The following is a 25,987-nucleotide window of genomic DNA, read 5'->3' on the forward strand; positions in this document are numbered from 1 at the left end:
ACGGGGGGCGGGCGGCCGGCAGCCGTCCTGCTGCCTAAAATTTGCGCCAAAGAAATTTATCCTTGAAAATCAATCACTTGCATCCAGTAGCGCCCCCTTGCGCACAATTTTGTCCACAGATTGTGTTCGTAAGTGCAAATGCTTGAGCTGGATCAAAACGTAGTGTTCCGCCCGCTTGAGGTACTAGCCTAGCCCATCTGACACGTGCCATTTTCTTGCGCACCGTAAAAAAGTCCTTTCAAATCAAGCCTGTTTGGCCAAACCATCCCGCTTGCGCACATTTTTATCCACAGATCTTGTGCAGAACTAGACTTGCCGCCCTGCTGGCAACTTGTTACATTGCTGAATTGATTTCTTACCCTCAGGAGTTTCTCTTGCTCGCTATTTTCCAAGCTGCAGGCTGGCCCATCTGGCTGCTGCTGATTGCCTCGATCGTCGCTGTCGCCCTGATCGTGGAACGCCTGATCTACCTGCGCCGCGAGAAAATCCTCCCGAAGCAATTGCTCGATGAAGTGATCCGGGTCTACCGCGCCGGCAAGGTCACGCCCGACGTCATCGACAAGCTCGAACACAATTCTCCGCTCGGCACCGTGCTGGCCGCCGCGCTGCGCAACGTCGACGCCCCGCGCGACGTCATGAAGGAATCGATCGAGGAAGCCGGCCGCGGCGTGGCCCAGGGCCTGGAGCGCTTCCTGACCACGCTCGGCACCATCGCCTCGCTGGCCCCGCTGATGGGCCTGTTCGGTACGGTGGTGGGCATGATCGAGATCTTTGGCGCCCAGAGCCCGACCGGCGGCAACAACCCGGCGCAACTGGCCCACGGTATTTCGGTGGCCCTGTATAACACCGGCTTCGGCCTGGCCATCGCCATGCCGGCCCTGGTGTTCTACCGCCACTTCCGCGCACTGGTCGACAGCTTCGTCATCGAGATGGAACTGCAGGCCGTGAAATTTGTCGACGTCGTCCACGGTGCCCGCAAATGATGGATTTCCGCCGCGGCCGCAAGCGCGAAGAACCGGAGATCAACCTGATCCCGTTCATCGACGTGCTGCTGGTCGTCCTGATCTTCCTGATGGTCTCGACCACCTACAGCAAGTTCACCGAATTGCAGATCACCTTGCCGACGGCCGACGCGGCCAAGGTCGAGCAGCGTCCCTTCGAGATCAATGTCACGATCGATGCCAAGGGCAACTACACTGTGAACAATGTGCCGGTGTCCTTCCAGAGCGTCGCGGGCCTGGCCGAAGACCTCCGCAGCGCCGCCCGCAGCGGCCCGGGTGGCCAGCCGGCAAGCGACCCGGTGGTCATCGTCAACGCCGACCAGTTCGCCATGCACCAGATGGTGATCAATGTGCTGGAAGCGGCGCGCGTGGCCGGCTACGACAAGCTGACCTTCGCCGCCCAGACCGGCGCCAAGAAATAAACGACACGCGGGCGCCGCCGGCGTCCGCTCCTTCATGGCGTTCGCCCTTGCATGGCTCACTCCCTCGAATCGACCCTGACCCGCGCCTGGCTGCGGCGCGGCCCGCTGGCGCTGGCGCTGCTGCCGCTCGCGCTGGTGTTCCGCCTGCTGTCCGGCTTGCGCGCGCTGCTGTACCGCCTCGGCATCAAGCGGGGTGGGCGGCTGCCGGTGCCGGTCATCGTGGTGGGCAACATCTTTATTGGCGGGACCGGCAAGACGCCGCTCACGATCTGGCTGGCCGAGGCCCTGCGCGCGGCCGGCATGCGCCCGGGCGTGATTTCGCGCGGCCATGGCGGCGCGCAAAGCGCACCGCGCGCGGTCACGCCGCAATCCGATCCACGCGAGGTCGGCGACGAGCCGCTCCTGATCGCGGCGCGCGCCGGCTGCCCGGTGGTGGTGGGGCGCCGGCGTTTCGAGGCGGGCAGGGCGCTGCTGGCTGCCTACCCGGAGGTCGACGTCCTGATCACCGATGACGGACTGCAGCACTACGCCTTGGGGCGCGACATCGAGATCGTCCTGTTCGACGGCCGCGGCGTTGGCAATGGCTGGCTGCTGCCGGCCGGCCCGCTGCGCGAGCCGCCCTCGCGCCGCCGCGATTTTACAGTGGTCAATGCCCCCGAGATCAGCCCGGCGCTGGCAGAGTCGGTCGGCGGCCAGCCCTTCCGCATGCAGCTGGCGGGCGGCTTCGCCGAACCGCTGGCCCGGCCCGGCCAGCAATTGCCGCTGGCGCAGTTAATGGGCAAGCGCATCGTGGCGGCGGCCGGCATCGGCAACCCGGGCCGCTTCTTCGCCATGCTGCGCGCGGCCGGCCTGCAGGTGGGCGAGCTGCCGCTGCCCGACCACCACGACTTCCTCGACCGTCCCTTTGACGGGGTCGACGCCGATGTCATCCTGATCACGGAGAAGGATGCAGTAAAATGTCGGCAACTTGATAACCTGAAGGACGACCCGCGCTTGTGGGTCGTGCCCGTGACGGCGCGGATCGATCCTGCGCTGGCCGAACAAATCGTGGAGAAATGTCGTGGACGCTCGACTGCTTGATATCCTGGTCTGCCCTTTGTGCAAGGGCCCCCTCCAGTACGACAAAAAGGCGCAGGAATTGACCTGCGGCCCGGACCGCCTGGCTTACCCGATCCGCGACGGTATCCCGATTATGTGGGCCGACCAGGCGCGCAAGATCGAGCCGGCCTGACAGGGCGGCGATGCGCTTCACCGTCATCATTCCGGCGCGGCTGGCCTCGACCCGCCTGCCGAACAAGCCGCTGGCCGACCTGGGCGGCAAGCCGATGATCGTGCGCGTGGCCGAGCGCGCGCGTGAATCGGGCGCGTCCCGCATCGTCGTCGCCACCGACCACGCCGACATCGCCGCGGCCTGCGCCGCCCACGGCATCGAAGCCTGCATGACACGCGCCGACCATCCGTCCGGCACCGACCGCATCGCCGAAGTGGCCCAGGTCCTGGGCCTTGCCGCCGATGAGGTCGTCGTCAACCTGCAGGGCGACGAGCCGCTGATCGACCCGGCCCTGCTGGCCGCCTGCGCCGCCTGCATCCGCAATGGCGTGCCGATGGCCACCGTTGCGCATCCGATCACGGACGTTGCCGAGGTGTTCAATCCGAATGTGGTGAAGGTCGTGCTCGACAAGGCGGGGCGCGCCCTGTACTTTTCGCGCGCCACGATTCCCTGGAGCCGCGACGCTTTTGCGCTGAGCAAGGAGTCGCTGCCGGCCGGCTACGCGCCGCTGCGCCACGTCGGCCTGTACGCCTATAGCAACGCCTTCCTGCAGGCCTACCCGGCCCTGGAAGCCTCGCCGCTCGAAACCATCGAGGCGCTGGAACAGTTGCGCGTGCTGTGGCATGGCTACCCGATCGCCGTCCACATCACCGGCAGCGCGCCGCCGGCCGGCGTCGACACCCCGGACGACCTGGAACGCGTGCGCCGCCACTACGCCGCGTGAGGCTGTCAAGTACCTATTTCAGCGTGTCTGCGCGACATCAAAACATGCCGGGGGAGGGCCCCGGGATTGGCGTTAAAGCTGACTTTTGTGGTAACTTTCGTGTCAAGTAGCCAGATATGCATCAAAGGCGCGCAGCCGTCACGCGTCGCCCACATAAAAATTATCAACATCCTCTAAGAATCTAGGAAACTCATGCGTCTCATTCTGTTAGGAGCACCCGGAGCCGGTAAGGGCACCCAAGCCAATTTCATCAAGGAAAAGTTCAACATTCCGCAGATTTCCACCGGCGACATGCTGCGGGCGGCAATCAAGGCGGGCACCGAACTGGGCCTGGCTGCCAAGAAGGTCATGGATGCGGGCCAGCTGGTGTCGGACGACATCATCATCGGCCTGGTGAAAGAGCGCCTGAAAGAAACCGACTGCGCCAACGGCTACCTGTTCGACGGCTTCCCGCGCACCGTGGCCCAGGCCGACGCCATGAAGGATAGCGGCGTCACCATCGACTACGTGCTGGAAATCGACGTGCCGGACGACCTGATCGTCGAGCGCATGTCGGGCCGCCGCACCCACGCCGGCTCGGGCCGCGTGTACCACACCAAGTTCAACCCGCCGAAGGCCGAAGGCATCGACGACGTCACCGGCGAGCCGCTGGTGCAGCGCGACGACGACAAGGAAGAAACCGTCCTCAAGCGCCTGTCGGTGTACCACAACCAGACCGAAGTGCTGCTCGGCTACTACAACAAGTGGGCCCAGTCCGGCCTGCCGGGCGCGCCGAAGTACCGCAAGATCACCGGCGTCGGTCCGGTCGAGCAGGTGCGCGACGCCGCTTTTGCGGCACTGTCCGAGTAAATAATCGGCAGCTTGCTCAAACGGCCCCGCGTGGCCGTTTTGCATATGCGCCCCCATGCCTCCGGCCACGTCCAACAGCCCGTCGTACCGGCGCAGGCCGGTACCCAAGTGACGCCCGCATACGCTTACAGGTAGCGTTCCACCGCGGCGGTGAGCAAGTCCGGATCCGAATCCCCCTCATATCGCTCGCCGTTGATGAAAAAGCTCGGCGTCCCGTGCGCCCCCAGCGCCTTGCCTGCCTGCGCTTGCCCGCGCACCCGCTCGCGATAGGCGCCCGCGCCCAGCGCTTCCTCGAAGCGCCCGCCATCGAGCCCCAGCTGCCGCGCCAGCAGCGGCAACTGTCCCGGCGCCAGCTGCGCCTGGTGCGCGAACAGCGCGTCATGCATCTCCCAGAAACGCCCCTGCGCCCCGGCCGCTTCCGCCGCCTCGGCCGCTTCCTGCGCATACGGATGCATCGCCAGCGGCAAATGCCGGTACACCAGCGCGATCCGTTCGCCGTACTGTTCCCGCAGCGCGCCCAGCGTCGCATGCGCCCGCGCGCAGTACGGGCACTGGAAATCCCCGTACTCGACAATGACGACGTCCGCTTCCGGATTCCCGCGTAGATGGTCGTTTTGCGCGATCTGCACTTCGTTCATGCCTGCTCCTGTGCTTGTGTTCGCCTTGATCTTCGCATGGGCTTGCGCCGGCCCGCCGCCCGTTACCGCCCATCAATGATGTGAACGATTGTTTCGCGTGCGACGCGGCGGCAGGGGCAGGCAGATAATGACCCATCCACATCGACCAGCAGGGGAGCGCCATGCGTCCGCTACCATCCATCATTGCCGTGCTGTTCGCGCTCGGTTCCGCCACTGCGCTGGCCCAGAACCAGGCCGCGCCCACGCCGGCGCCGCCCAAGCCCGCCAACAGCCCGACCTATGGCCCGGTGCTGCACCCGCAGGCCACGCCCGCGGCTCCGCTGCCGCCGGCCAGTACGCCCGCGGCCGGCGAGGCCAGGCCGCAGGCGCAGGAAGAACGCGCCGGCCAGCCGCCCACCACCGGCAAGCACAATGAAGTCGACCCGTCGGCCCGCCCGGCGCCCGAGGCGGTCCAGCCCCAGCAGCGCCCGCAGCCGGCCAAGAAAGACAAGCAGGCCCAGCGCCGTCCGGGCGCGGTGCAGCGCATCGAGAGCACGCCGCGCATTGCCGTGCCGGCGCCGGCGCCGATGCCGCGCGTGGCGCCCCCGTCCGCGCCGGCCGGCCCGCAATCGACCCAGGTGATGGGCTGCATGGGCAGCATGTGCACCGACGCCAATGGCGCGACCTACAATGCCGGCGGGCCGGGCAACACCGCGGTCAGCAGCAGCGGCCGCCTGTGCACCCGCAATGGCGCCACGATGCAGTGCCTTTGACCGGGCGGCTATAAAGCGTGCGCCACATGGTTTTTCCGGCCAAAAGTTCGCTACAATGCCGCTGCTTGACGTTTACGTTAACGTAACTGGACGTCAACATCAGCGGCACTAGAACTTTTATAAGGGAAAACCATGCAAATTCAGAACAGTGTGTTCATCGTGACCGGTGGCGCGTCGGGTCTTGGAGCGGCCACGGCGCGCATGCTCACCGAAGCGGGCGGCAAGGTCGTCATCGCCGACGTGCAGGCTGAAGCCGGCGCGGCGCTGGCGGCGGAACTTGGCGGCGTGTTCGTCAAGTGCGACGTCACCTCGGAGGCCGATGGCCTGGCGGTGGTCGCTGCGGCCACGGAGCTGGGCATCCTGCGCGGCCTGGTCAACTGCGCCGGCGTGGCGCCGGCCGTCAAGACCGTCGGCAAGGACGGCCCGCACCCGCTGGAATCGTTCCAGCGCGCGGTGAACATCAACCTGGTCGGCACCTTCAATATGTGCCGCCTGGCCGCCGATGCGATGGGCAAACTCGATGCCGCCGAATACGGCGAGCGCGGCGTCATCATCAACACCGCCTCGGTCGCGGCCTTCGATGGCCAGATCGGCCAGGCCGCCTATGGTTCGTCCAAGGCCGCCGTGGCCGGCATGACCCTGCCGATGGCGCGCGACCTGGCGCGCAGCGGCATCCGCGTGATGACCATCGCCCCCGGCATTTTCGAAACCCCGATGCTGATGGGGATGCCGGAAGAAGTACGCGACGCGCTGGGCAAGATGGTCCCGTTCCCACCGCGCCTCGGCATGCCGAAGGAATACGCGCATCTGGCCCGCGCCATCATTGAAAACGTGATGCTCAACGGCGAAACGATCCGCCTCGACGGCGCGATCCGGATGCAGCCGAAGTAAGAAACCAGGCTTCTCCTGAACGCCCCCGCCAATTGTTGTACGATTGGCGGATGTGGGGCGCGCGGCGCAAGCCGCGCGCCCCTTTTTGCTTCCTGGAGAATCGATTGAACAAACTCAATGTGCTGGCCCTCGCCACGCTGCTCGCGTGCGCCCAGCCGGTACTGGCGCAGGACACGCGCCAGGCCGCCCCCGAAGCCGCCACCGGCTACGCCGAAAAATCCGGCTGGCCCGCAAAAACCTACATGGTGGCCGCGGCCAACCCGCTGGCGGTGGAAGCGGGCTACCAGATCCTGAAGCAGGGCGGCAGCGCGATCGACGCCGCCATCGCCACCCAGCTGGTGCTGACCCTGGTCGAGCCGCAATCGTCCGGCATCGGCGGCGGCGCCTTCCTGGTGCACTACGACGGCCACAAGACCCAGGCCTTCGACGGCCGCGAAACCGCGCCTTCGAAAGCCGACGAGCGCCTGTTCCAGCGCGCCGACGGCACGCCGGTGTCGCGCACCGAAGGCGTGGTGGGCGGCCGCTCCACCGGCGCGCCGGGCGTGCTGCGCATGCTGGCGCTGGCGCACAAGGAGCACGGCAAGCTGCCGTGGAAGGCGCTGTTCGCGCCCGCCATCCGCCTGTCCGAGGACGGCTTCGCGGTCAGCCCGCGCCTGCACGCGCTGCTCTCTGGCGATGCGCACCTGCGCAAGGACCCTGAGGCGGCGCGCTACTTCTACGGCAACGCCGGCAAGCCCTGGCCGGTGGGCCACGTGCTGAAGAACCCCGCGCTGGCGACGACCTTGCGCGAGATCGCCGATGGTGGCGCCGACGCCTTCTACACCGGCCGCATCGCGCGCGACATCGCGGCCAAGGTGCAGGGCCACCCGACCAACCCGGGCCTGCTCAGCGCGGCCGACATCGCCGCCTACCAGCCCAAGGTCCGCACCCCGGTGTGCAGCGACTACCGCGCCTATACGGTCTGCGGCATGCCGCCGCCTTCGTCCGGCGGCATCGCGGTGGCGCAGATGCTGGGCATGTTCGAGACCATCGACATGAAGGCGCTCGCCCCCGGCAACGGCGTGCCGGGAGCGCAGGCGCTGCACGTGTTCACCGAAGTCGGGCGCCTGGCCTACGCCGACCGCAACCGCTATGCGGCCGACACCGATTTCGTGCCGCTGCCCGGCCGCGGCGTGCCGAGCCTGATCGACAAGACCTACCTGGCCCAGCGCGCCAAGCTCATCGGGCCGCGCTCGATGGGCGAGGCGCCGGCCGGCACGCCGCCGGGCATGGACGTCGCGTGGGGCACCGACAACGCCATCGAAACCCCGTCCACCTCGCATGTGGCGGTGGTCGACGGCTTTGGCATGGGCCTGTCGATGACCACCACCGTCGAAGACGCCTTCGGCTCGCGCCAGATGGTCGATGGCTTCATCCTGAACAACCAGCTCACCGATTTCTCGTTCGCCTCGCGTGACGCCGACGGTCCGGTGGCCAACCGCGTGGAAGCGGGCAAGCGCCCGCGCAGCGCGATGTCGCCGACCGTGGTGTTCGACCGCAAGACCGGCAAGCTGGTGCTGACCGTGGGCTCGCCCGGCGGGCCGGCCATCATCAATTATGTCGCCAAGGTGCTGGTCGGGACCCTCGACTGGGGCCTGAACGTGCAGCAGGCCATCGCCCTGCCGAACTTCGGCAGCCGCAATGGGCCGACCGAACTGGAAGTGGGGCGCTTCCCGTCCACCACCATCGAGGCCTTGGGCGCGCGCGGCCACAAGGTACGCCTGGGCGAGCAGACCTCGGGCCTGCACGGCATCCAGCGCATCGACGTGCATGGCGTGCCGCTGTGGTACGGCGGCGCCGACCCGCGCCGCGAAGGCGTCGCCAAAGGCGACTGAGCTGTTCGATCGTAGGGTGGGCGGGTCTCCCGCCCGCGCGTACACATCACGCCGGCAGGCCGACGCAGGATTTACTGCTTCTGGCGCAGCAGCTCCGCGATCTCGCCCAGCTTCGCCTCGATCGCGCGCAGCGCCGCCAGCTGCGTATCGTCGCCCTTGTCCTGCGGCGCATGGCGCAAGGCCTCGCGCGCCCCCATGATCCTGGCGCGGAACGCCTGCGCATCGATGATGCCGGTCAGGTGCATGTCCGAGGCCTGTCCCGCGCTGTGGCCGGCCGTTTCGAATTTCAGGGTGCTCAGGTCGAAGCGCCGCAGTATCGGTCCCTCGATGAAGGTCACGTCCTGGATGTTCTCGAGCGGGATGGTCTTTTCGGTCGTGACCAGGATGCCCTTGCGATAGCGCAGGCTGCGCGGCCCCAGCTGGCATTCGAGCCGCTCGAAATAGTGTCGCGCCCACCAGCGGCCGACACCCAGGAACCAGACGATCGCCAGCGGAATCCCGACGATCGTGCACATCATCGTCACGCCGATCTTCATCACCAGGAAGGGCTTGATCAGCGGATTGAACTGGGCGTGGAAATTCGCGTTGTTGTCAGTCATGGCGGATAGTAAGGGTTTTGTACCTAAGTGTATTCGGGATGCTGCGTGCAAGCAGGTAAAATTCGCACAAGGACAATCGCACCGATGAGTCAACAGTAAAGGAAACGAGATGGCAAAGAAAGAAGAACTGGACGAAGAGACCCTGGCGTTCATCCACTGGTGCATCGACGTCGAAGGCTTCCTGGTCGCCGGCGGCGCCACCATCGAGCAGGCGCAGGAACACATCGAAGAACAGATCGAATGGTTCATGGACCAGTTCTACGACGGCCTGTCCGCCGAAGACGCCGCCAAGGAAGCCCTGGCCTGAACCCATTACTTCGGGGTCAGGTCTGACATTTGGACACGAGCCCGGCCGTTGCCCATCTGAGCAACTGGTTTTGCGCTACTTTTCATCGAGGCGATCTTGCAGAAACCTGTCCGTTCGACCATGAAGGCCTTGCTGCTCGTGAGCTGGCTGCTGGCCAACTCGTCCGGCGCAGGCGCCGCGTCGGCGGCTGGCATTGACGCTCGCTCCGAGCCGGAAAAAGCGCGCTACGAGGCTGCCTGCGCCTTCCTTGGCGACGAGGTCCGCCGCCTCGATGCGATCGTCGAAAAGAGCATCGCCGGCGACGAATTGCTGCGCGAGGATCGCGACAGCGGCGCCATGCTGCTCCGGCACCGCGATGCCGGTGTTCGCATCGACTACATTGTTACGGCAGGTGGCAAGGTCATCGTTAGCCGGGCGGAACTGGCTGCCGGCTATCTCGGCAAGCGTCTCACCGCACGCTCGCTCCAGAGCAGCCTGAACTTGCCCCACGTCTTGCCGAAAACCTTCAAGACCGGCTGCGACCGGCTCTACCTGACGGTCTGGACGCATGGTCCGCACATCGCCTCGATGACGATCGACGTCGACATGGACTGAGCTGGACGCCGACACTTACAGTCGAGGTCGTGTCCAAATGTCAGACCTGACCCCGAAGTGCTGGGCATGACGGTCCGGACGCATGGTCCGCACATCGCCTCGATGACGATCGACGTCGACGTGGACTGAGCTGGACGCCGGCATCTACAGTCGAGCTCGTGTCCAAATGTCAGACCTGACCCCGAAGTGCTGGGCACCGGCGGTCAGCTGCGCAGCCGGTACCAGACCAGGCCGAGCAGTTCGTACACCGCATACCATGAGCGGCGCATGCCTTCGGCGCTTGGCACCCATGCCCCCAGGCTTTTGGCCTGGTCGCCGAAGAACATGGTCGGTGCATCGACCACCTCGAGCCCGGCGCGCTGGAAGGCTTCGCGCGAGCGCGCCATGTGCATCGCGTCGGTCACCAGCAGCACGCGCCGGACGCCGTCGCGGCGCAGCAGCGCGGCGCTGAAGTGGGCGTTTTCAGCGGTGGTGCGGGAGCGGTCTTCGGTCCACCTGACCGGTACCCCGAAATCGCCGCGCAGGGCGGTGGCCATGGCGTCGGCCATGGCATAGCGTGGCTTCCCGGCTGCCGTCGCGGCGCTGGCGGAAGGGTCGCCGCCGCTGACCAGGAGCGGCAGGGCGGTGCGGCGCTGCAGGTGCGCGGCGTAGCGCAGCCGCGCCAGGCCGGTGTAGTCGGGGATGTCGTGGCCGCCGTATTCAGGCGCCTGCTGCAGGCGGCCGGCGGCCAGGACCACGATCGCCTGCGCGCCGGCGCGCTCCGGCGCCAGCAGCGGCGCCGTCATGCGTTCCAGCGGCCTGACGAAAAAACCCGCGCCGGCATTGGTGGACAGGAAGGCAAGCGCCGCCAGCCCCGTCCCCGCGACGATGCGCCCGGCGCGCGGCCAGCGGCGCCACAGCAGCAGGCCGATGGCGATCGCGAGGAACAGGCTGGCCGGCGGCAGGAACAGGGCGCGCGGGATGGCGTCGAGCAGGTCGAGCATGGCCGGTCAGCGCGTGGTGGCGGGTGTTGGGGCTGGCGCCGCCAGGCGCTCGAAGCGTGCGGCGGCGGCCGGCCCCATGCCGGTGGCGGTGGCGCGCAGGCAGTCGAGGACGTCGGCGCGCACGGCCGGGCGGGCCACCACGTTGCAGGTCAGCGCCAGCTCGGTCAGGAAGGCGCGCTCCGGTTCCGGCATGGACGCCAGCTGTGGCCAGGCGAGCGCGAGCTGCGACTGGGTCGCGTCCGAGTGGCTGCCCAGCATGTATTTGGCGCCGACGACGCCGAAGACCGCCAGTACCACGAGGAAGGCGAGCAGGGCAAGAAGGCTGGGGGGTTTGGGCATGGGGTGGCGATTGAGGTCGTTTGTTGGCACGAAAGCTTGATGTCGGTGCATGGCTGTTGTCGCGCAGATTCTACAGCAGAGCAGGTCCGCCGATAAAAGGGATGGCCTGGGGATTGTCGGCAGAATTTACAGCCTGGCCAGGAGTGGCAGGCAGACGCGGCCGGACGCCCGGGACGAGGGTGAAGGCACGACTTATGCTTCGACCCCGCTACATTCTTTTTTCGAGGATTCGCCATGAAACGGCTTGCCCTTTGCCTCTCCACCATCGTGCTGCTGGCCGCCGCGCCGGCGCAGGCGGGATTGCTGACCTACACGGCCACCCTGGGCGGCGCCAACGAGGCGCCGCCCAACGCCTCGCCCGCCACCGGCCTGGCAACCGTGGTGATCGACGACGCGGCCTCCACGATGTCGGTCGCGATCACCTGGTCTGGCCTGAGCGGCACCACCACGGCCGCGCATCTCCACTGCTGCACCACGCTGCCGTTCGACGGCAACGCCCAGATCGCTATCGGGTTTCCCAGCTTCCCGACTGGCGTGAGCGCCGGTTCCTTCAGCGCCAGCTACAACCTGCTCGACGCGAACTCGTACACCCCGGCCTTTTTCACCGCCAACGGTTCGGCCGCCGGGGCGGAAGCGGCCATACTGGCGGGGCTGGCGACTGGGCGCGGCTACGTCAACCTGCATACGACAAGTTTCCCGGGTGGCGAAATCCGTGGCTTCCTGACGGCGGCGGCGGTTCCGGAGCCAGGCAGTGTCGCGCTGCTCGGCCTGGGCCTGGCCGGCCTGGCCTGGTCCCGGCGGCGCTCGCTGCGCTGACGCCGAACGGCCGGCGGCCGGCTTCGGCGTAAATGCAACTGACAGGCATTTATTTCCCAAGGGATAGGCGTTTTTTGCTACCCTTGGCAGGTGGACTGCAAAGAAAAAACAGGCCTGGTCCTCACAGGCGGTGGAGCACGCGCCGCCTACCAGGCTGGCGTGATGCATGCGATCGCACGCATTCTTGCCGATGCCGGCCGCCCGGCCCTGCGTTCCCCCTTCGACATCATCTGCGGCACCTCGGCCGGCGCGCTCAATGCGACCGCGCTGGCCTGCCGCGCCGACGACTTCACCAGCGCCGTGCGCGGCCTGCTCACCGTGTGGGAAGGCGTGTCCGCCCACCAGGTCTACCGCGCCGATTCGCTGGCCGTGCTGCGGTCCGGCGCGCGCTGGCTCTCGCTCCTGTCGTTCGGCTGGCTGCTGCGCAAGTGGCACGCCGCGCCGCCGCAGTCGCTGCTCGACAACACCCCGCTGGCAGGGCTGCTGCACCACGCGCTCGACCTGCCGCGCCTCGACGCGGCGCTGGCCGACGGCGTGCTGCACGCGCTCGCGATCACGGCCTCTTCGTACAGCAGCGGGCGCCACATCACCTTCTACCAGGCCGCGCGCGAGATTGCGCCGTGGACGCGCCACCAGCGCCTCGCCTTGCCGACCCAGATCAGCGTCGAACACCTGTTGGCCTCGAGCGCGATCCCGTTCATGTTCCCGGCCGTGCCGCTTTACCTGGGCGGGCGGCGCGAATACTGCGGCGACGGCGCCATGCGCCAGCTGGCGCCGATCGCGCCGGCCATCCACCTGGGCGCCACCCGCGTGCTGGTGGTGGGCGCGGCGCGGGTGCCCGAGGCGGCCGGGATGGGGGGCGAGCCGCTGCCGCACGCCGGCTACCCGAGCCTGGCCCAGGTCGGCGGCCATGCGCTGTCCTCGATCTTCCTCGACAGCCTGGCCTCCGACGTCGAACGCCTGCAGCGCGTCAACCAGACGCTGGAGCGGGTGCCGGTGGAAGCGCGCGCCGCGCTGCCGCTGCGGCGCGTGGAACTGCTGGTGATCTCGCCCTCGGAGCGGCTGGACGACATCGCCTGCCGCCACGTCCACACCCTGCCGGCCCCGGTGCGCACGCTGCTGGGCGGGATCGGGGCGCTGGAGGCGCGCGGCGCGGCGCTGGCGTCCTACCTGCTGTTCGAAGGCAGCTATACGCGTGAGCTGATCCGGCTTGGCGAACACGATACCCTGGCCCGGCGCGACGACGTGCTGGCCTTCTTCCCCGAATGAAGGCGCTGATGAGACTCCTGGCCGGCATGCTGCTGCTGGCCTTGTGCGGCAGCGTGCTGGCCGCGCCGCCGCGCCCGTCGCTGCGCTTCGAGCACCTGTCGGTGGCCGAAGGGCTGGCCCAGGAAACGGTGCTGGCCATGGTCCAGGACCGAGACGGCTTCATGTGGTTCGGCACCCAGAACGGCCTGTCGCGCTTCGACGGCTACCGCGTCATCAACTACCGCAGCGTGCCGGGCAAGCCGCGCACCCTGTCCAACAGCTGGGTGCGGGTGCTGCACCTCGACCGCCACGGCCGGCTGTGGCTCGGCACCGACGGTGGCTTGAACCTGTACGACCCGGCCACCGGCTCGTTCACGCTGTTCGTGCCGGATGAAACCGCGCGCCGCGGCAACGGCAACCGCCACATCAACACCATCATCGGCGACGGCCGCGACGGGCTGTGGATCGGCACCAACGACGGCCTGCAGTTCTTCGACACGGTGCTGCGCCGCTTCACCACCTGGCACCACGAGAAGGGCAACGAGCGCAGCCTGAGCGACGACAACGTCAATGCGCTGGCGCTCGACGCCAGCGGGCGCCTGTGGGTCGGCACCGGGGGCGGGCTCGACAGCCTGGCCGCGGGCGCCAAGCGCATCGAGCATCATCCGTCCGGCCTGGGGGCGCGCCACAACCCGGTGCACGCGCTGATGGTCGACGGCGAGCAGCGCCTGTGGACCGGCCGCCTGGGCGGGCTGGAACGGCGCACGCTCACCGGCCCGCAGGCCGGCGCGGTGCGCCGCTTCGGGGCGGCCGACGGCATCGGCCCGTGGTGGATCACGGCGCTGTACCGCGACGCCGGCAACGAGATCTGGATCGGCACCCACGACGACGGCCTGCTGCGCTGGCTCGGCCGCGAGGACAAGTTCGAAAGCCACCGCCACGCCGTCACCGACCGCCACAGCCTGGGCGACAACCAGGTCTCGGCGCTGTACCGCGACCGCCTCGGCACCTTCTGGGTCGGCACCTGGTATGCCGGGGTGTCGCGGGTCGACCTGGGCAGCGGCGGTTTCGCCCGCATCGTGCGGCGCGACGACGTGCCCGATACGCTGGCCGACAACAAGGCGCGCGCGCTGCTCGCGGGGGAGGGCGGGCGCCTGTGGGTCGGCACCGGCACCGCGCTCAACGACATCGACCCGGCCACCGGCGTGACCACCGTCTACCGCCACGACCCGCGCAACCCGAACAGCCCGATCGACGTGCCGGCGTCGGCGCTGGCGCGCGACCACCGCGGCGTGCTGTGGATCGGCAGCCGCACCGGCCTGACCTCGTTCGACCCGCAAACGAAGCGCTTCATGCGCCTGGCGCTGCCGGGCGACGCCGACGCCAACAACGTGCGCGGCGTGTACGCGGGCGCCGACAAGTACGTCTGGATCACCACCCGCGGCGGCCTGCACCGGCTCGACCCGCACACCCGCAAGATCGAGAGCTGGCGCCACGACCCGTCCCGTTCCACCAGCCTGGCCGACGACATCGCGCGCCCGGTGCTGCAGGACCGGCGCGGCCGCATGTGGGTCGGCACCTTCGACGGCCTGGACCTGATGGACCGCGAGAGCGGGCGCTTCCGCCACTTCCGGCACGACCGCTACGACGCGGCCAGCCTGAGCCACGACGAGGTGCACTACCTGTTCGAGGACAGCCGCGGCGACGTCTGGGTCGGCACCGCGGTGGGCCTGAACCGCATGGTCACGGCCAAGGACGGCTCGGTGAGCTTCGTGCGCTATACCACGCGCGACGGCCTGATCGACGATGCGGTGGCGGCGATGCAGGAAGACGCCGACGGCCGCCTGTGGATCAGCACCACCAGCGGCATCTCGTGCTTCGACCCGGTGAACAACCGCTGGCGCAGCTATACCTCGGCCGACGGCATTACCGAAGGCGCCTTTTTCGATGCCTCGGCGCTGCGCGGCGCCGACGGCACCCTGTATTTCGGCGGCTTCAACGGCATCACCGCGTTCGATCCGCGCGCGATCCGCGACAACCGCGCGGCGCCGCGCCCCGTGATCACCGGCCTGACCATCTTCAACAAGCCGGTCGAGGAAGCGCTGCCCGGGGTGCTCAAGGGACCGGTGGAGCATGCGGAAACCGTGACCCTGCCGGCCGGGGCTTCGGTGTTCTCGCTGGAGTTCTCGGCGCTGCACTTCGCCGCGCCCGAACGCAACCGCTTCGCCTACCGCCTCGACGGTTTCGACAAGGACTGGGTGCAGACCGACGCCAGCAAGCGCTTCGCCACCTACACCAACCTCGATCCGGGCACCTATGTGTTCCGGCTGCGCGCGGCCAACAAGGACGGCGTCTGGAGCGAGCAGGTGGCGGCGCTGGCGATCACGATCGAACCGCCGCCCTGGGGCACGCCCTGGTTCCGCGCGATCGCCGCGCTGCTGCTGGTGGCGCTGGCCTATGCCGCGATCCGCATGCGCCTCTCAAGCCTGCGGCACCAGAAGGAGCACTTGGCGCGCCAGGTCAGCGTGCGCACCGAGCAGGTCGAGCAGCAGAACCGCGTGCTCGAGCGCCAGACCCAGGAGCTGCGCGACCAGGGCGAGCGGGTGCGCCAGCAGTCCAACGAGCTGGCGCGCGCCTACCGCGCGCTGCAGGAGAACGAGGAATTCCTGCGCCAGGCCAAGCAGCGCGCCGAGGATGCGACGCGCCAGAAGTCCGAATTCCTGGCCAATATGAGCCACGAGATGCGCACCCCGCTGGCCGGCGTGATCGGCATGCTCGGCTTCGCGCTGCGCGACCAGGGCCTGCGCGAGACCACGCGCGAACAGATCCAGCGCGGCGAGGGCAACGCCCAGGCCCTGCTGACGATCATCAACGACCTGCTCGACTTCTCCAAGATCGAGGCCGGCAAGCTCAGTATCGAGAACATCGACTTCGACCTGCACGCCATGGTCCGCGGCGTGGCCAGCCTGTTCGAGGAGCAGGCCGCGGGCAAGAGCGTCGGCTTCGACGTGACGATCGACCACGCCCTGCCGCGCTTCGTGGTGGGCGACCCGACCCGCCTGCGCCAGGTGCTGGTCAACCTGGTCGGCAACGCCTTCAAGTTCACCCGCACCGGCAGCATCGGCCTGGCGGTGGACTGCCGGCATGACGACCAGGTGCGCGGCGAGGGCTGGAACATGGTGCGCTTCACGGTGCGCGACACCGGCATCGGCATCCCGGCCGACGCGCTGCCGCGCCTGTTCCAGAAGTTCGAGCAGGCCGACACCACCACCACCCGCCGCTACGGCGGCACCGGGCTGGGGCTGGCGATCTGCCGCCAGCTGGTGGCGCTCATGGGCGGCAACATCGGCGTCAACAGCACCGAGGGCAAGGGCAGCACCTTCAGCGTGCTGCTGCCGCTGGCCGACGGCGTCGAGCCGCCGCACCAGGAACACGCGGCGCTGGCCCCGCACACGCACCGCCTGCGCATCCTGTGCGCCGAGGACTTCCCCACCAACCAGATCATCGCCCGCACCATGGTGGAAGAGATGGGCCACCAGATCGACATCGCCGACAACGGCGCCCAGGCGGTGGAGGCCTGCGCCCGCACCCGCTACGACCTGGTGCTGATGGACGGGCGCATGCCGGAGATGGACGGCGCCACCGCCACCCGCATCATCCGCGCCGGCGGCGCGCCGGACGCGCGCGTGCTCGATCCGCACCTGATGATCGTGGCGCTGACGGCCAACGCCAGCGGCGAAGACCGCGCGCGCTACCTGGCCTGCGGCATGGACGCCTTCCTGACCAAGCCGATCGACGAGGATGCGCTGCACCAGCAGATCTCGCGCGCCATCGAGCGCCAGCTCGGGCGCGGGGTGCCGCTGGCGCCGATGCCGGCCCAGCCGGCGCCGGGCAGCGCTCAGCTGGACGCGCTGGACGCCATGTTCGGCGTCGGCCCGGCCGCGGACGCGGCGCCGTCGGCTTCAAGCGCCGGCCGGCGCGCCCGCGACCTGGCGCTGCGCATGCGCGCCGCCTTCGTGGCCGACCTGCCGCGCCGCCGCGCCGAACTGGCGGCGGCGCTCGCGGCCGGCGACATGGGCGCGGCCGGCCTGGTGCTGCACGGCCTGCGCGGCAGCGCCGCCCACCTCGGCGAGGAGGCGCTGGGGACCTTGTGCGCGGAGCTGGAGGATGCCGCCAATGCGGGCCAGCGCGAACGCCTGCTGGCCGGGGCCGGGCAGCTGGAGGCGCAGCTGGCCGCGTTCCAGACGTCCTGAACATCGGCCGCCCATTGCCTATAATGTCCGCATGACTGCAACGAGGATGGCCGCATGAAGGTGCTGGTGGTGGACGACGACGTGGTGTCGCGCATGATGCTGATGCATCTGGTCGACAGCTGCGGGCAATACCAGATCGTGGAAGCGGAAGACGGCGAGGATGCGTGGCGCCAGCTGGCGGCCGGGCTGCGTCCCGCCCTCGTGTTCTGCGACCTGCGCATGCCGAACCTGGGCGGCCTGGAGCTGCTGGTGCGGCTGCGCGCCGACCCGGCCCTGGCGGCGCTGCCCTTCGTGCTGGTGTCGGCCGCCTCCGATGCGCACACCCTCGAGCAAGCCGGGCGCCTGGGCGCCGACGGCTACATCGGCAAGCCCTTCGCGGTGGACCAGGTGCGCGCGCAGCTGGCGCGCCTGCAGCAGGACGAAGAACCGCAAACGGTGCTGCAGCGCCTGGGCATACCGCTGGAACGCCTGCAGCTCTACCTGGCCGGGCTGCAACGCCAGCTGGAGGAGGCGGGCACTGGGCTGGCCGATGCGCCGCAGCGTGCGCAGCGCCTGCAGCGCCTGGCCGAAGGCTGCGCCACGCTCGGCCTGGCCGGCAGCGCGGCGCGGCTGCGCGCCATCGGCGCCGCCGACGGGCCCGAAGCCCTGCAGGCGGCGCTGGCGCATGCGCTGGGGGCGCTCATGCGCCAGCAGCAGCGCGCGCAAGCCGGCGCATGAATCTGCTTGCTGGCGAATTGCTTTAGATTTAAAGTAAAGCGCTTGTTGCCGGAATTTCACCAGGGACCCGACATGACCGATGCTTGCGCAGCACTGCACCCCTCCGGCTATGCCGACGGCTTCGCGCGCGCCAACCTGCCGCCGCCAGGCGAGTGGCCGGACTTCCTGTTCGACCTGCCCGAGCTGCAGTACCCGGCGCGCCTGAACTGCGTGGCCGAACTGCTCGACAGCGCCAGCCTGCGCGGCTGGGACGGGCGCACCGCACTGGTCGGCGCGCGCGAGCGCCTCACCTACGCCCAGCTGCGCGAACGGGTCGACCGCATCGCCCATGTGCTGCGGGACGACCTCGGCCTTGCCACCGGCAGCCGGGTGCTGCTGCGCGGCGCCAACTGCCCGATGATGGCGGCCTGCATCCTGGCCGTGATCAAGGCCGGCTGCATCGCCGTGCCCACCATGCCGCTGCTGCGCGCCCGCGAGCTGGGCGTCATCGCCAGCCGCGCCAGGGTCGGCGCGGTGCTGTGCGCGGCGGCGCTGCGCGGCGAAGTCGATGCGATGGGGCAGGGCGCGCTGCCGCTGGTGCTGTTCGACGACCCGGCTTCCAGCGACGGCCTGGAAGCGCGCATGCAGCGCCACCCGGAACCCTTCGCGGCCCCGGACACCGCGGCCGACGACGTCTGCCTGATCAGCTTCACTTCCGGCACCACCGGCGTGCCGAAAGGGACGATGCACTTCCACCGCGACCTGCTCGCGATCTGCGACGGCTTCCCGCGCCATACGCTGGGCGCGCGCGGCCACGACATCTTCATCGGCACGCCGCCGCTGGCCTTTACCTTCGGCCTGGGCGGGCTGTTGCTGTTCCCGCTGCGGGTCGGCGCCTGCGCCGTCCTCATCGAAAAGCTCAGCCCGGAAACCCTGCTGGCGGCCATCGAGCAGCACCGCGCCACCGTGTGCTTCACCGCGCCCACCTTCTACCGCCAGATGGCGCAGCTGGCCCCGCGCTTCGACCTGCGCTGCCTGTCGCGCAGCGTGTCGGCCGGCGAAGCGCTGCCAAACGCCACGCGCGACGCCTGGCGCGCGGCGACCGGGCTGGAGATGATCGACGGGATCGGCGCCACCGAGATGCTGCACATCTTCATCTCGGCCGCCGGCAGCGAGGTGCGGCCCGGCGCCACCGGCAAGCCGGTGCCCGGCTACCGCGCCTGCATCCTCGACCATGACGGCAAACAGGTGGGGCCGGGCGTGATCGGGCGCCTGGCCGTGAAGGGCCCGACCGGCTGCCGCTACCTCGACGACCCGCGCCAGCGCGACTACGTCGTCGATGGCTGGAACGTCACCGGCGACGCCTACGAGATGGACGCGGACGGCTATTTCTACTACCGCTCGCGGCTGGACGACATGATCATCTCGGCCGGCTACAACATCGCCGGCGCCGAAGTGGAGGAAGCGCTGCTGCACCATCCGGCGGTGGCCGAGTGCGGGGTGGTGGGGCGCGCCGACGACGAGCGCGGGCAGGTGGTCGAGGCCCACGTGGTGCTCAAGCCGGGCGTGGCCGCCAGCAGCGAAACGGCGGTGGACCTGCAGGAATTCGTCAAGGCCCGGATCGCGCCCTACAAGTATCCGCGCGTGGTCCGGTTCCGCGAACAGCTGCCGCGCACCGAAACCGGTAAACTGCAGCGGTTTAAATTACGCAGCGATGCAGCCTGAGGAAACCATGTCCGACCGCGAGGGGCACCAGGATGACAATACGGAGCTCGACCCGCCGGGGCTGGACCTGGCCAGCCGGCTCACGCAGGAACACCACCAGTCGCTCAAGCTGTGGCTGCGCATGCTCTCGTGCACCGTGCGCATCGAAAACGAGATCCGCACCCGCCTGCGCGCCAGCTTCGGCATCACGCTGCCGCGCTTCGACCTGATGGCCCAGCTCGAGCGCCACCCGGACGGCCTGCGCATGGGCGAACTGTCCAAGCGCATGATGGTCACCGGCGGCAACGTCACCGGCATCACCGACCAGCTCGAACGCGAAAAGCTGGTGGTGCGCGTGCCCGACCCCAACGACCGCCGCGCCTGGGCCGTGCGCCTCACCCCGGCCGGGCGCAGCGCCTTCGCCGAGATGGCGGCCGTGCACGAACGCTGGATCGACGAGATGCTGGCCGATATCCCGCCCGAGGACAAGGCCAGCCTGATCGACCAGCTGGCGTCGATGAAACGGAAACTGAAGGTGGACGAGGCGAAGTAAGGCCGAACCACCGCCCGCCGCCCGCCGCCCGCCCGCCGGCCGTCGACGTCATTCTCTCGCTACCCCCAAGACCGTCGCACCGGCGAAGGCCGGTGCCTAATTTTGATGAGTAGCCGTGATGCATGCAAAATCAGTCGGATTGGCGGACACGCTCGCCACTATTCTGCTTTGGCAAGACCGCTGTTACAATACGGACCGCGCGTGTCGCCATAGTACAATGGATAGTACAAGGTCCTCCTAAGACTTAGATGCAGGTTCGATTCCTGCTGGCGACACCACTTTTCCCTGCCCATCCCGGCAACGCGTCCGAACCCTGACCCCACGATGTTCCTTGCCGCCTCCGCACCCACCCATGGACCAGGCGCAGTCGAGGCCCTGATGGCGGCCCATGACTGGCGCGGCGCGCCCTGCGGCCAGCCCGGCGACTGGGAACCGGCCCTGCAGCACGCGGTGCGCCAGATGCTCGATGCGGCCGTCCCGATGTTCATCGTGTGGGGCAGTGGCGAAACCTTCCTGTACAACGACGCCTACCTGCCGATCCTGGGCCAGCGCCATCCGGCCGCCCTGGGCCAGCCGTTTGCCGCCGCCTGGCCCGACGCCTATCCGGCCGTGCAGCCGGCGGTGGCGCAGGCCATGGCGGGCCAGCCGGTGAGCTTCGAGAACACGCCCTTCACCGTCACCCGCAACGGGGTCGAACAACAGTCCTGGTTCTCGTTCACCTATTCGCCGCTGCGGCGCCTGGACGGCGCGGTGCGCGGCCTGTCCTGCGTGGTGGCCGAGACCACCGACCGCATGCGCGAAGCCCAGCGCCTGCACGACGAGGCAAGCTGCATCTCCGGGCTGTTCCGGCAGTCCACCAGTTTCATCGCCGTGCTGTCCGGGCCCGAGCTGGTGCACGAGCGCGTCAACGCCGCCTACATGTCGCTGGTGGGCGAGCGCGACGTCATCGGCCTGCCGCTGCGCGAGGCGCTGCCCGAGCTGGCCGAACACGGCTACCAGGAGCGCCTGCTGCACGTGATGGCCAGCGGCGAGCCGGCCGTGCACCGCAGGGCCGGAATCGCGCTGCGGCGCGTCCAGGATGGCGCGCCCGACATGCGCTACGTGGACTTCTCGATCCAGCCGCTGGGCGATGCCGGCGGCGCCGTCATTGCGCTGCTGGTCGAAGGGGTGGACGTGACCGGCCACGTGCTGGCCGAACGCAGCGCCGCCGACTCGTCGCGGCAACTGCGGCACGGGCAGGACAGCATGCGGCGCGGCGAGGCGGCGCTGCGCGACGCCCAGCTGCGGCTGGAGGGCGCGCTCGGCGCCGCCGAGGTTGCGACCTGGACCTGGAACCTGCGCGAGAACCGGGTCTACGCCGACGCCAACCTGGCGCGCCTGTTCGGCGTGTCCGGCCAGGATGCCGCCGGCGGCCCGGTCGAAGCCTACCTGGCGGCGATCCATCCGGACGACGTGGCGCGGGTCGGGGCGCGCATCGAGGGCGCACTGGCCAGCGGGGACGCCTTCAGCGACAGCTACCGCGTGCGCGGCGCCGATGGCAGCTACCGCTACGTCGAGGCGCGCGGCAAGCTTGCCCTGGGCAGCGACGGCCAGCCCGAATGGCTTCCCGGCGTGGTGCTCGACATCAGCGCCCAGAAGGAGGCCGAGGCACGGCTGCGCGACAGCGAGGCGCGCTTCCGCGTAATCGCCAACGCCATGCCGCAGTCGGTCTGGTCGACCCGGCCGGACGGCTTCCACGACTACTACAACGACCAGTGGTATGCCTTCACCGGCGTGCCCTACGGCTCGACCGACGGCGATGGCTGGAACGGCCTGTTTCACGCCGACGACCAGCCGCTGGCCTGGGAAAAATGGCGCCATTCGCTCGAGACGGGCGCGCCCTACGAGATCGAATACCGCCTGCGCCACCACTCGGGACACTACCGCTGGGTGCTCGGGCGCGCGCTGCCGGTGCGCGCCGAGGACGGCGCGATCATCCGCTGGATGGGCACCTGCACCGATATCCACGAACAGAAGCTGGCGCAACAGGCGCTGCAGGAAGCCGACCGCCGCAAGGACGAGTTCCTGGCGATGCTCGCGCACGAGCTGCGCAACCCGCTGGCGCCGATCGCCACCGCCGCCTCTCTGCTGGCGCTGGCGGCCAACGACCCGGCGCGTGTGCAGCAGGTGGCCAAGGTGATCTCGCGCCAGGCCGCCCATATGACCGGGCTGATCGACGACCTGATGGACGTCTCGCGCGTCACGCGCGGGCTGGTGACCCTGGAACGGCAGGCGGTGACGCTGGCCCAGGTCATCGACGACGCGCTCGAGCAGGTGCGCCCGCTGATCGAAAGCAGGCAGCACGCGCTCGAGCTGCAGTCGGCCGCCGGCGGCGCCGTGGTGAACGGCGACCGCAAGCGGCTGGTGCAGGTGCTGGCCAACATCCTCGGCAACGCCGCCAAGTACACGCCGGCGGGCGGGCACATCGTGCTGTACGCGGGCATCGAGGACGGCTGCGCGGTGCTGCGGGTGCGCGACAACGGGGTCGGCATGGCGCCCGAGCTGGTCGGCAGCGCCTTCGAGCTGTTCCACCAGGGCACGCGCAGCCCGGACCGCTCGCAGGGCGGCCTCGGCGTCGGCCTGGCGCTGGTGCGCAGCCTGGTGCAGCTGCATGGCGGCACCGTGCACGCGGCCAGCGGCGGGGAAGGGCGCGGCAGCACGTTCACGGTGCGCTTGCCGCTGCCTGCCGACCAGGACGGCGCGGCGCGCGGCCCGGACGCGGGTGCGGCCACGGCGGCGCCCGGCGCGCTGCGGGTGCTGGTGGTGGACGACAATACCGACGCGGCCGAGCTGGTGGCGATGTTCCTGCAGCTGCTGGGCTATGAGGTCAGCGTGGAATTCGGCGCGATCGCCGCGCTGGAGCGGGCGCGCCAGGTGCAGCCGCATATCTGCCTGCTCGATATCGGCCTGCCCGGCATGGACGGCAACGAACTGGCGCGCCGCCTGCGCCAGCTGCCCGGGCTGGAAGGGGCGCGCATGGCCGCCATGACCGGCTACGGCCAGCCGCACGACCGCCGCGAAACCGAGGCGGCGGGCTTCGATGCGCATTTCGTCAAGCCGGTGGAGACGGATGCGCTGGCGGCGTGGCTGGCGGGGGTGGGGTTGCCTGTGAAATCCGATTGATTCTACGATTCCACGTTAGTCCCGTACCGTCACCCCGTCGTTCCCGCGCAGGCGGGAACCCAATTTTGCACGCACTCCCGCTGCCCGACAAAATTAGGCACCGGCCTTCGCCGGTGCGACGGTTCTGCTGTTAGCGCAGCGAATGCTTTACGTGGTTATCAGCCTTCGCCGGTGCGACGGTTCACCTGTTAGTGGTGAAGGGTATGCGTTGGCATGCGCACCGTAAACCACAGCCCTCGCCGAAACTTCGGCCGCAACGCGCCCAGTCGGTACAATGGCGTCCTCTTTCAACATTTTACGTTCGGCGCCAGCGAGTGGCGGCGGGCGGGTTCACGGATCATGGCTGTCATTTCCCTCTCCTCCGCGCAACTGGCCTTTGGCCACGTTCCGCTGCTCGACCACGCTGACTTTTCCCTCGAATCCGGCGAACGCGTCGGCCTCATCGGCCGTAACGGCACCGGCAAGTCGTCGCTGCTGAAAATCATTTCGGGCCGCTCGCGCCTCGACGACGGCTTGCTCGTCATGCAGCAGGGCATCAAGATCGCCTATGTCGAGCAGGAGCCGCAGTTCGATCCGGAGACCACCGTGTTCGATGCGGTCGCCGCCGGCATGGGCGACCAGCAGGCCATGCTGGCCGAGTACGAAGCGCTCACCGGCCAGTTCGGCGGCAACGACGACGAGGCGCTGATGGAGCGCATGCACGAGATCCAGCTCAAGCTCGACGCCACCGATGGCTGGAACCTGGCCAACAAGGTCGACACGACCCTTGACCGCCTTGGCCTGATGGCCGACGCGAAGATGGGTACGCTGTCGGGCGGGATGCAAAAGCGCGTGGCGCTGGCCGTGGCGCTGGTGTCGGCGCCCGATGTGCTGCTGCTCGATGAACCGACCAACCACCTCGACTTCACCTCGATCAAGTGGCTAGAGGGCTTGCTGCGCGCCTTTGCCGGCTCGGTGCTGTTCATTACCCACGACCGCAGCTTCCTCGATAACGTCGCCACCCGCATCCTCGAACTCGACCGTGGCCGCCTGTTGTCCTTCCCGGGCAACTTCACCAAGTACCAGGAGCGCAAGCAAGAGCTGCTGGCCAACGAGGAAGTGGAGAACGCGAAGTTCGACAAATTCCTGGCCCAGGAAGAAGTGTGGATCCGCAAGGGCGTGCAGGCACGCCGCACCCGCGACGAAGGCCGCGTGCGCCGCCTGGAAGCGCTGCGCCTGCACCGCGCCGCGCGCCGCGAGCAGCAGGGCAACATCAAGCTCGACGTGGGCACCGGCGAACGTTCCGGCAAGATTGTGGCGGACCTGGAAAACGTGTCGAAAGCCTACGGCGAGAAAATCATCGTGCGCAACTTCACCGGTACGGTGCTGCGTGGCGACAAGGTCGGCCTGATTGGGCCGAATGGCGCCGGCAAGACCACCCTGCTCAAGATCATCCTCGGCGACGAAACGGCCGACGAAGGCAAGGTCCGCCTCGGCACCAAGCTCAACGTGGCCTACTTCGACCAGATGCGCGCCCAGCTCAACGAAGAGGCGAGCCTGGCCGATACCATCGCCCCGGGCAGCGACTGGGTCGAAGTCAATGGCCAGAAGAAGCACGTGATGACCTACCTCAACGACTTCCTGTTCGCGCCGGAGCGTGCGCGTTCGCCGGTCAAGTCGCTGTCGGGTGGCGAGCGTAACCGCCTGCTGCTGGCGCGCCTGTTCGCCAAGCCGGCCAACTGCCTGGTGCTCGATGAACCGACCAACGACCTCGACATCGAAACCCTGGAATTGCTGGAAGAACTGATCGAGGAATACACGGGCACCGTCTTCCTCGTCAGCCACGACCGCACCTTCCTCGACAATGTCGTGACCGAGGTGATCGTGGCCGAAGGCGATGGCGTCTGGCGCGAATATGTCGGCGGCTATTCCGACTGGGAACGGGTCAAGGCGGCCGCACCGGCGCCTTCCAGCAAGCCTGTTGAGCCAGCGCAAACGGCAGCCGGGGCGGGCGCCGCCAAACCCAGTGATATGTCATCCGGCGCACAGGCCGCCACTGGTAAAAAGCTAAAGTTGAGCTACAAGGAACAGCGCGAACTCGAGGAACTTCCCCTCCTGATCGCTTCGCTGGAAGACGAGCAATCAGCCATCACGGCACAGCTGAACGCGCCCGACTTCTACAAGAAGAACCCGGCCGACGCCAAGCGCATCAATGCGCGCTACGCCGAGATCGACGACCTGCTGCTCGACGCCCTCGAACGCTGGGAGCGGATCGACGCCCGCGCCAAGGGCGAGTAGGCTAACCAACCAGGCAGGCCGGGCGCCTGTACGAC

23 protein-coding genes and 1 tRNA gene are annotated in these 25,987 nt (G+C 68.5%); 20 read left to right on the forward strand and 4 right to left on the reverse strand.

Annotated features, from left to right (window positions below):
* The first annotated feature begins 374 nt into the window (after positions 1-374).
* The 6 genes from BM031_RS13595 to adk all read left to right on the forward strand — a co-directional run bounded on the left by BM031_RS13595 (position 375) and on the right by adk (position 4,266).
* Positions 375-983 (forward strand): MotA/TolQ/ExbB proton channel family protein, encoded by a 609-nt coding sequence (locus BM031_RS13595; protein WP_091875121.1) that lies wholly within the window; start codon positions 375-377, stop codon positions 981-983.
* Positions 983-1,423 (forward strand): ExbD/TolR family protein, encoded by a 441-nt coding sequence (locus tag BM031_RS13600; protein ID WP_091875122.1) that lies wholly within the window; start codon positions 983-985, stop codon positions 1,421-1,423. Before BM031_RS13595 ends, BM031_RS13600 begins: the two co-directional genes overlap by 1 nt.
* Before the next feature lie 51 nt (positions 1,424-1,474).
* A complete protein-coding gene (gene lpxK / locus BM031_RS13605; protein WP_091875123.1) occupies positions 1,475-2,503 on the forward strand; it encodes a tetraacyldisaccharide 4'-kinase in 1,029 nt (342 codons plus the stop codon).
* Entirely contained in the window at positions 2,484-2,654 is a 171-nt protein-coding gene (locus BM031_RS13610) for a Trm112 family protein (protein ID WP_091875124.1), read from the forward strand. Before lpxK ends, BM031_RS13610 begins: the two co-directional genes overlap by 20 nt.
* A gap of 10 nt (positions 2,655-2,664) precedes the next feature.
* Entirely contained in the window at positions 2,665-3,417 is a 753-nt protein-coding gene (gene kdsB, locus BM031_RS13615) for a 3-deoxy-manno-octulosonate cytidylyltransferase (protein ID WP_091875125.1), read from the forward strand.
* A 192-nt stretch (positions 3,418-3,609) separates the two neighbouring features.
* The gene (adk, locus tag BM031_RS13620) at positions 3,610-4,266 is read left to right on the forward strand and encodes an adenylate kinase (RefSeq protein WP_091875126.1); all 657 of its coding nucleotides are present in this window, start codon (positions 3,610-3,612) and stop codon (positions 4,264-4,266) included.
* 125 nt (positions 4,267-4,391) lie between these two features.
* Here adk and BM031_RS13625 read toward each other — a convergent pair whose 3' ends face one another.
* Complete coding sequence (locus BM031_RS13625) at positions 4,392-4,904, reverse strand: DsbA family protein (RefSeq protein ID WP_091875127.1); 513 nt, start codon at positions 4,902-4,904, stop codon at positions 4,392-4,394.
* A 161-nt stretch (positions 4,905-5,065) separates the two neighbouring features.
* Between BM031_RS13625 and BM031_RS13630 the strand changes: the two genes are divergently transcribed.
* The 3 genes from BM031_RS13630 to ggt all read left to right on the forward strand — a co-directional run bounded on the left by BM031_RS13630 (position 5,066) and on the right by ggt (position 8,421).
* Positions 5,066-5,656 (forward strand): hypothetical protein, encoded by a 591-nt coding sequence (locus BM031_RS13630; RefSeq protein WP_091875128.1) that lies wholly within the window; start codon positions 5,066-5,068, stop codon positions 5,654-5,656.
* A 132-nt stretch (positions 5,657-5,788) separates the two neighbouring features.
* Entirely contained in the window at positions 5,789-6,547 is a 759-nt protein-coding gene (locus tag BM031_RS13635; RefSeq protein ID WP_091875129.1) for a 3-hydroxyacyl-CoA dehydrogenase, read from the forward strand.
* Positions 6,548-6,651: 104 nt separating this feature from the next.
* Positions 6,652-8,421, forward strand: coding sequence for a gamma-glutamyltransferase (gene ggt / locus BM031_RS13640; protein WP_229408872.1), 1,770 nt, complete (start codon positions 6,652-6,654; stop codon positions 8,419-8,421).
* Between the two features lie 71 nt (positions 8,422-8,492).
* On the opposite strand, the gene BM031_RS13645 is transcribed toward ggt, so the two are convergent.
* Entirely contained in the window at positions 8,493-9,020 is a 528-nt protein-coding gene (locus BM031_RS13645) for a PH domain-containing protein (protein ID WP_177207753.1), read from the reverse strand.
* A 109-nt stretch (positions 9,021-9,129) separates the two neighbouring features.
* Here BM031_RS13645 and BM031_RS13650 point away from each other — a divergent pair, with 109 nt between their 5' ends.
* Positions 9,130-9,327 (forward strand): hypothetical protein, encoded by a 198-nt coding sequence (locus tag BM031_RS13650; RefSeq protein WP_091875131.1) that lies wholly within the window; start codon positions 9,130-9,132, stop codon positions 9,325-9,327.
* Positions 9,328-9,423: 96 nt separating this feature from the next.
* The gene (locus tag BM031_RS13655) at positions 9,424-9,921 is read left to right on the forward strand and encodes a hypothetical protein (protein ID WP_177207754.1); all 498 of its coding nucleotides are present in this window, start codon (positions 9,424-9,426) and stop codon (positions 9,919-9,921) included.
* A 203-nt stretch (positions 9,922-10,124) separates the two neighbouring features.
* Here BM031_RS13655 and BM031_RS13660 read toward each other — a convergent pair whose 3' ends face one another.
* Together BM031_RS13660 and BM031_RS13665 are read right to left on the reverse strand one after the other, a co-directional pair.
* Positions 10,125-10,904 carry a YdcF family protein gene (locus BM031_RS13660; protein WP_091875133.1) on the reverse strand — a complete coding sequence of 260 codons (780 nt, stop codon included), beginning with the start codon at positions 10,902-10,904 and terminating at the stop codon, positions 10,125-10,127.
* 6 nt (positions 10,905-10,910) lie between these two features.
* Positions 10,911-11,243, reverse strand: coding sequence for a hypothetical protein (locus BM031_RS13665; RefSeq protein ID WP_091875134.1), 333 nt, complete (start codon positions 11,241-11,243; stop codon positions 10,911-10,913).
* A 234-nt stretch (positions 11,244-11,477) separates the two neighbouring features.
* Here BM031_RS13665 and BM031_RS13675 point away from each other — a divergent pair, with 234 nt between their 5' ends.
* From BM031_RS13675 to BM031_RS13715, 9 genes are all read left to right on the forward strand, one after another.
* Positions 11,478-12,059 carry a CHRD domain-containing protein gene (locus BM031_RS13675; protein WP_091875136.1) on the forward strand — a complete coding sequence of 194 codons (582 nt, stop codon included), beginning with the start codon at positions 11,478-11,480 and terminating at the stop codon, positions 12,057-12,059.
* 114 nt (positions 12,060-12,173) lie between these two features.
* Positions 12,174-13,328: a patatin-like phospholipase family protein gene (locus BM031_RS13680; protein ID WP_370660055.1), complete on the forward strand. Its 1,155-nt coding sequence runs from the start codon at positions 12,174-12,176 to the stop codon at positions 13,326-13,328.
* A gap of 8 nt (positions 13,329-13,336) precedes the next feature.
* Positions 13,337-17,560, forward strand: a complete 4,224-nt coding sequence (locus tag BM031_RS13685) for a two-component regulator propeller domain-containing protein (RefSeq protein WP_177207755.1) — start codon at positions 13,337-13,339, stop codon at positions 17,558-17,560.
* 54 nt (positions 17,561-17,614) lie between these two features.
* Entirely contained in the window at positions 17,615-18,277 is a 663-nt protein-coding gene (locus BM031_RS13690) for a response regulator (protein ID WP_091875138.1), read from the forward strand.
* 72 nt (positions 18,278-18,349) lie between these two features.
* Positions 18,350-19,981, forward strand: a complete 1,632-nt coding sequence (locus BM031_RS13695; RefSeq protein WP_091875139.1) for an AMP-binding protein — start codon at positions 18,350-18,352, stop codon at positions 19,979-19,981.
* A 7-nt stretch (positions 19,982-19,988) separates the two neighbouring features.
* A complete protein-coding gene (locus BM031_RS13700; protein WP_091875200.1) occupies positions 19,989-20,513 on the forward strand; it encodes a MarR family winged helix-turn-helix transcriptional regulator in 525 nt (174 codons plus the stop codon).
* Between the two features lie 203 nt (positions 20,514-20,716).
* Positions 20,717-20,791, forward strand: a tRNA-Arg gene (locus BM031_RS13705).
* 46 nt (positions 20,792-20,837) lie between these two features.
* Positions 20,838-23,675 (forward strand): hybrid sensor histidine kinase/response regulator, encoded by a 2,838-nt coding sequence (locus tag BM031_RS13710; RefSeq protein ID WP_091875140.1) that lies wholly within the window; start codon positions 20,838-20,840, stop codon positions 23,673-23,675.
* A gap of 339 nt (positions 23,676-24,014) precedes the next feature.
* On the forward strand, positions 24,015-25,952 hold the full coding sequence (locus BM031_RS13715) for an ATP-binding cassette domain-containing protein (RefSeq protein ID WP_091875141.1): 1,938 nt from the start codon (positions 24,015-24,017) through the stop codon (positions 25,950-25,952).
* The last annotated feature ends 35 nt before the right edge of the window (positions 25,953-25,987 follow it).

This window comes from Massilia yuzhufengensis (assembly GCF_900112225.1).
Classification (GTDB): Bacteria; Pseudomonadota; Gammaproteobacteria; order Burkholderiales; family Burkholderiaceae_D; genus Telluria; species Telluria yuzhufengensis.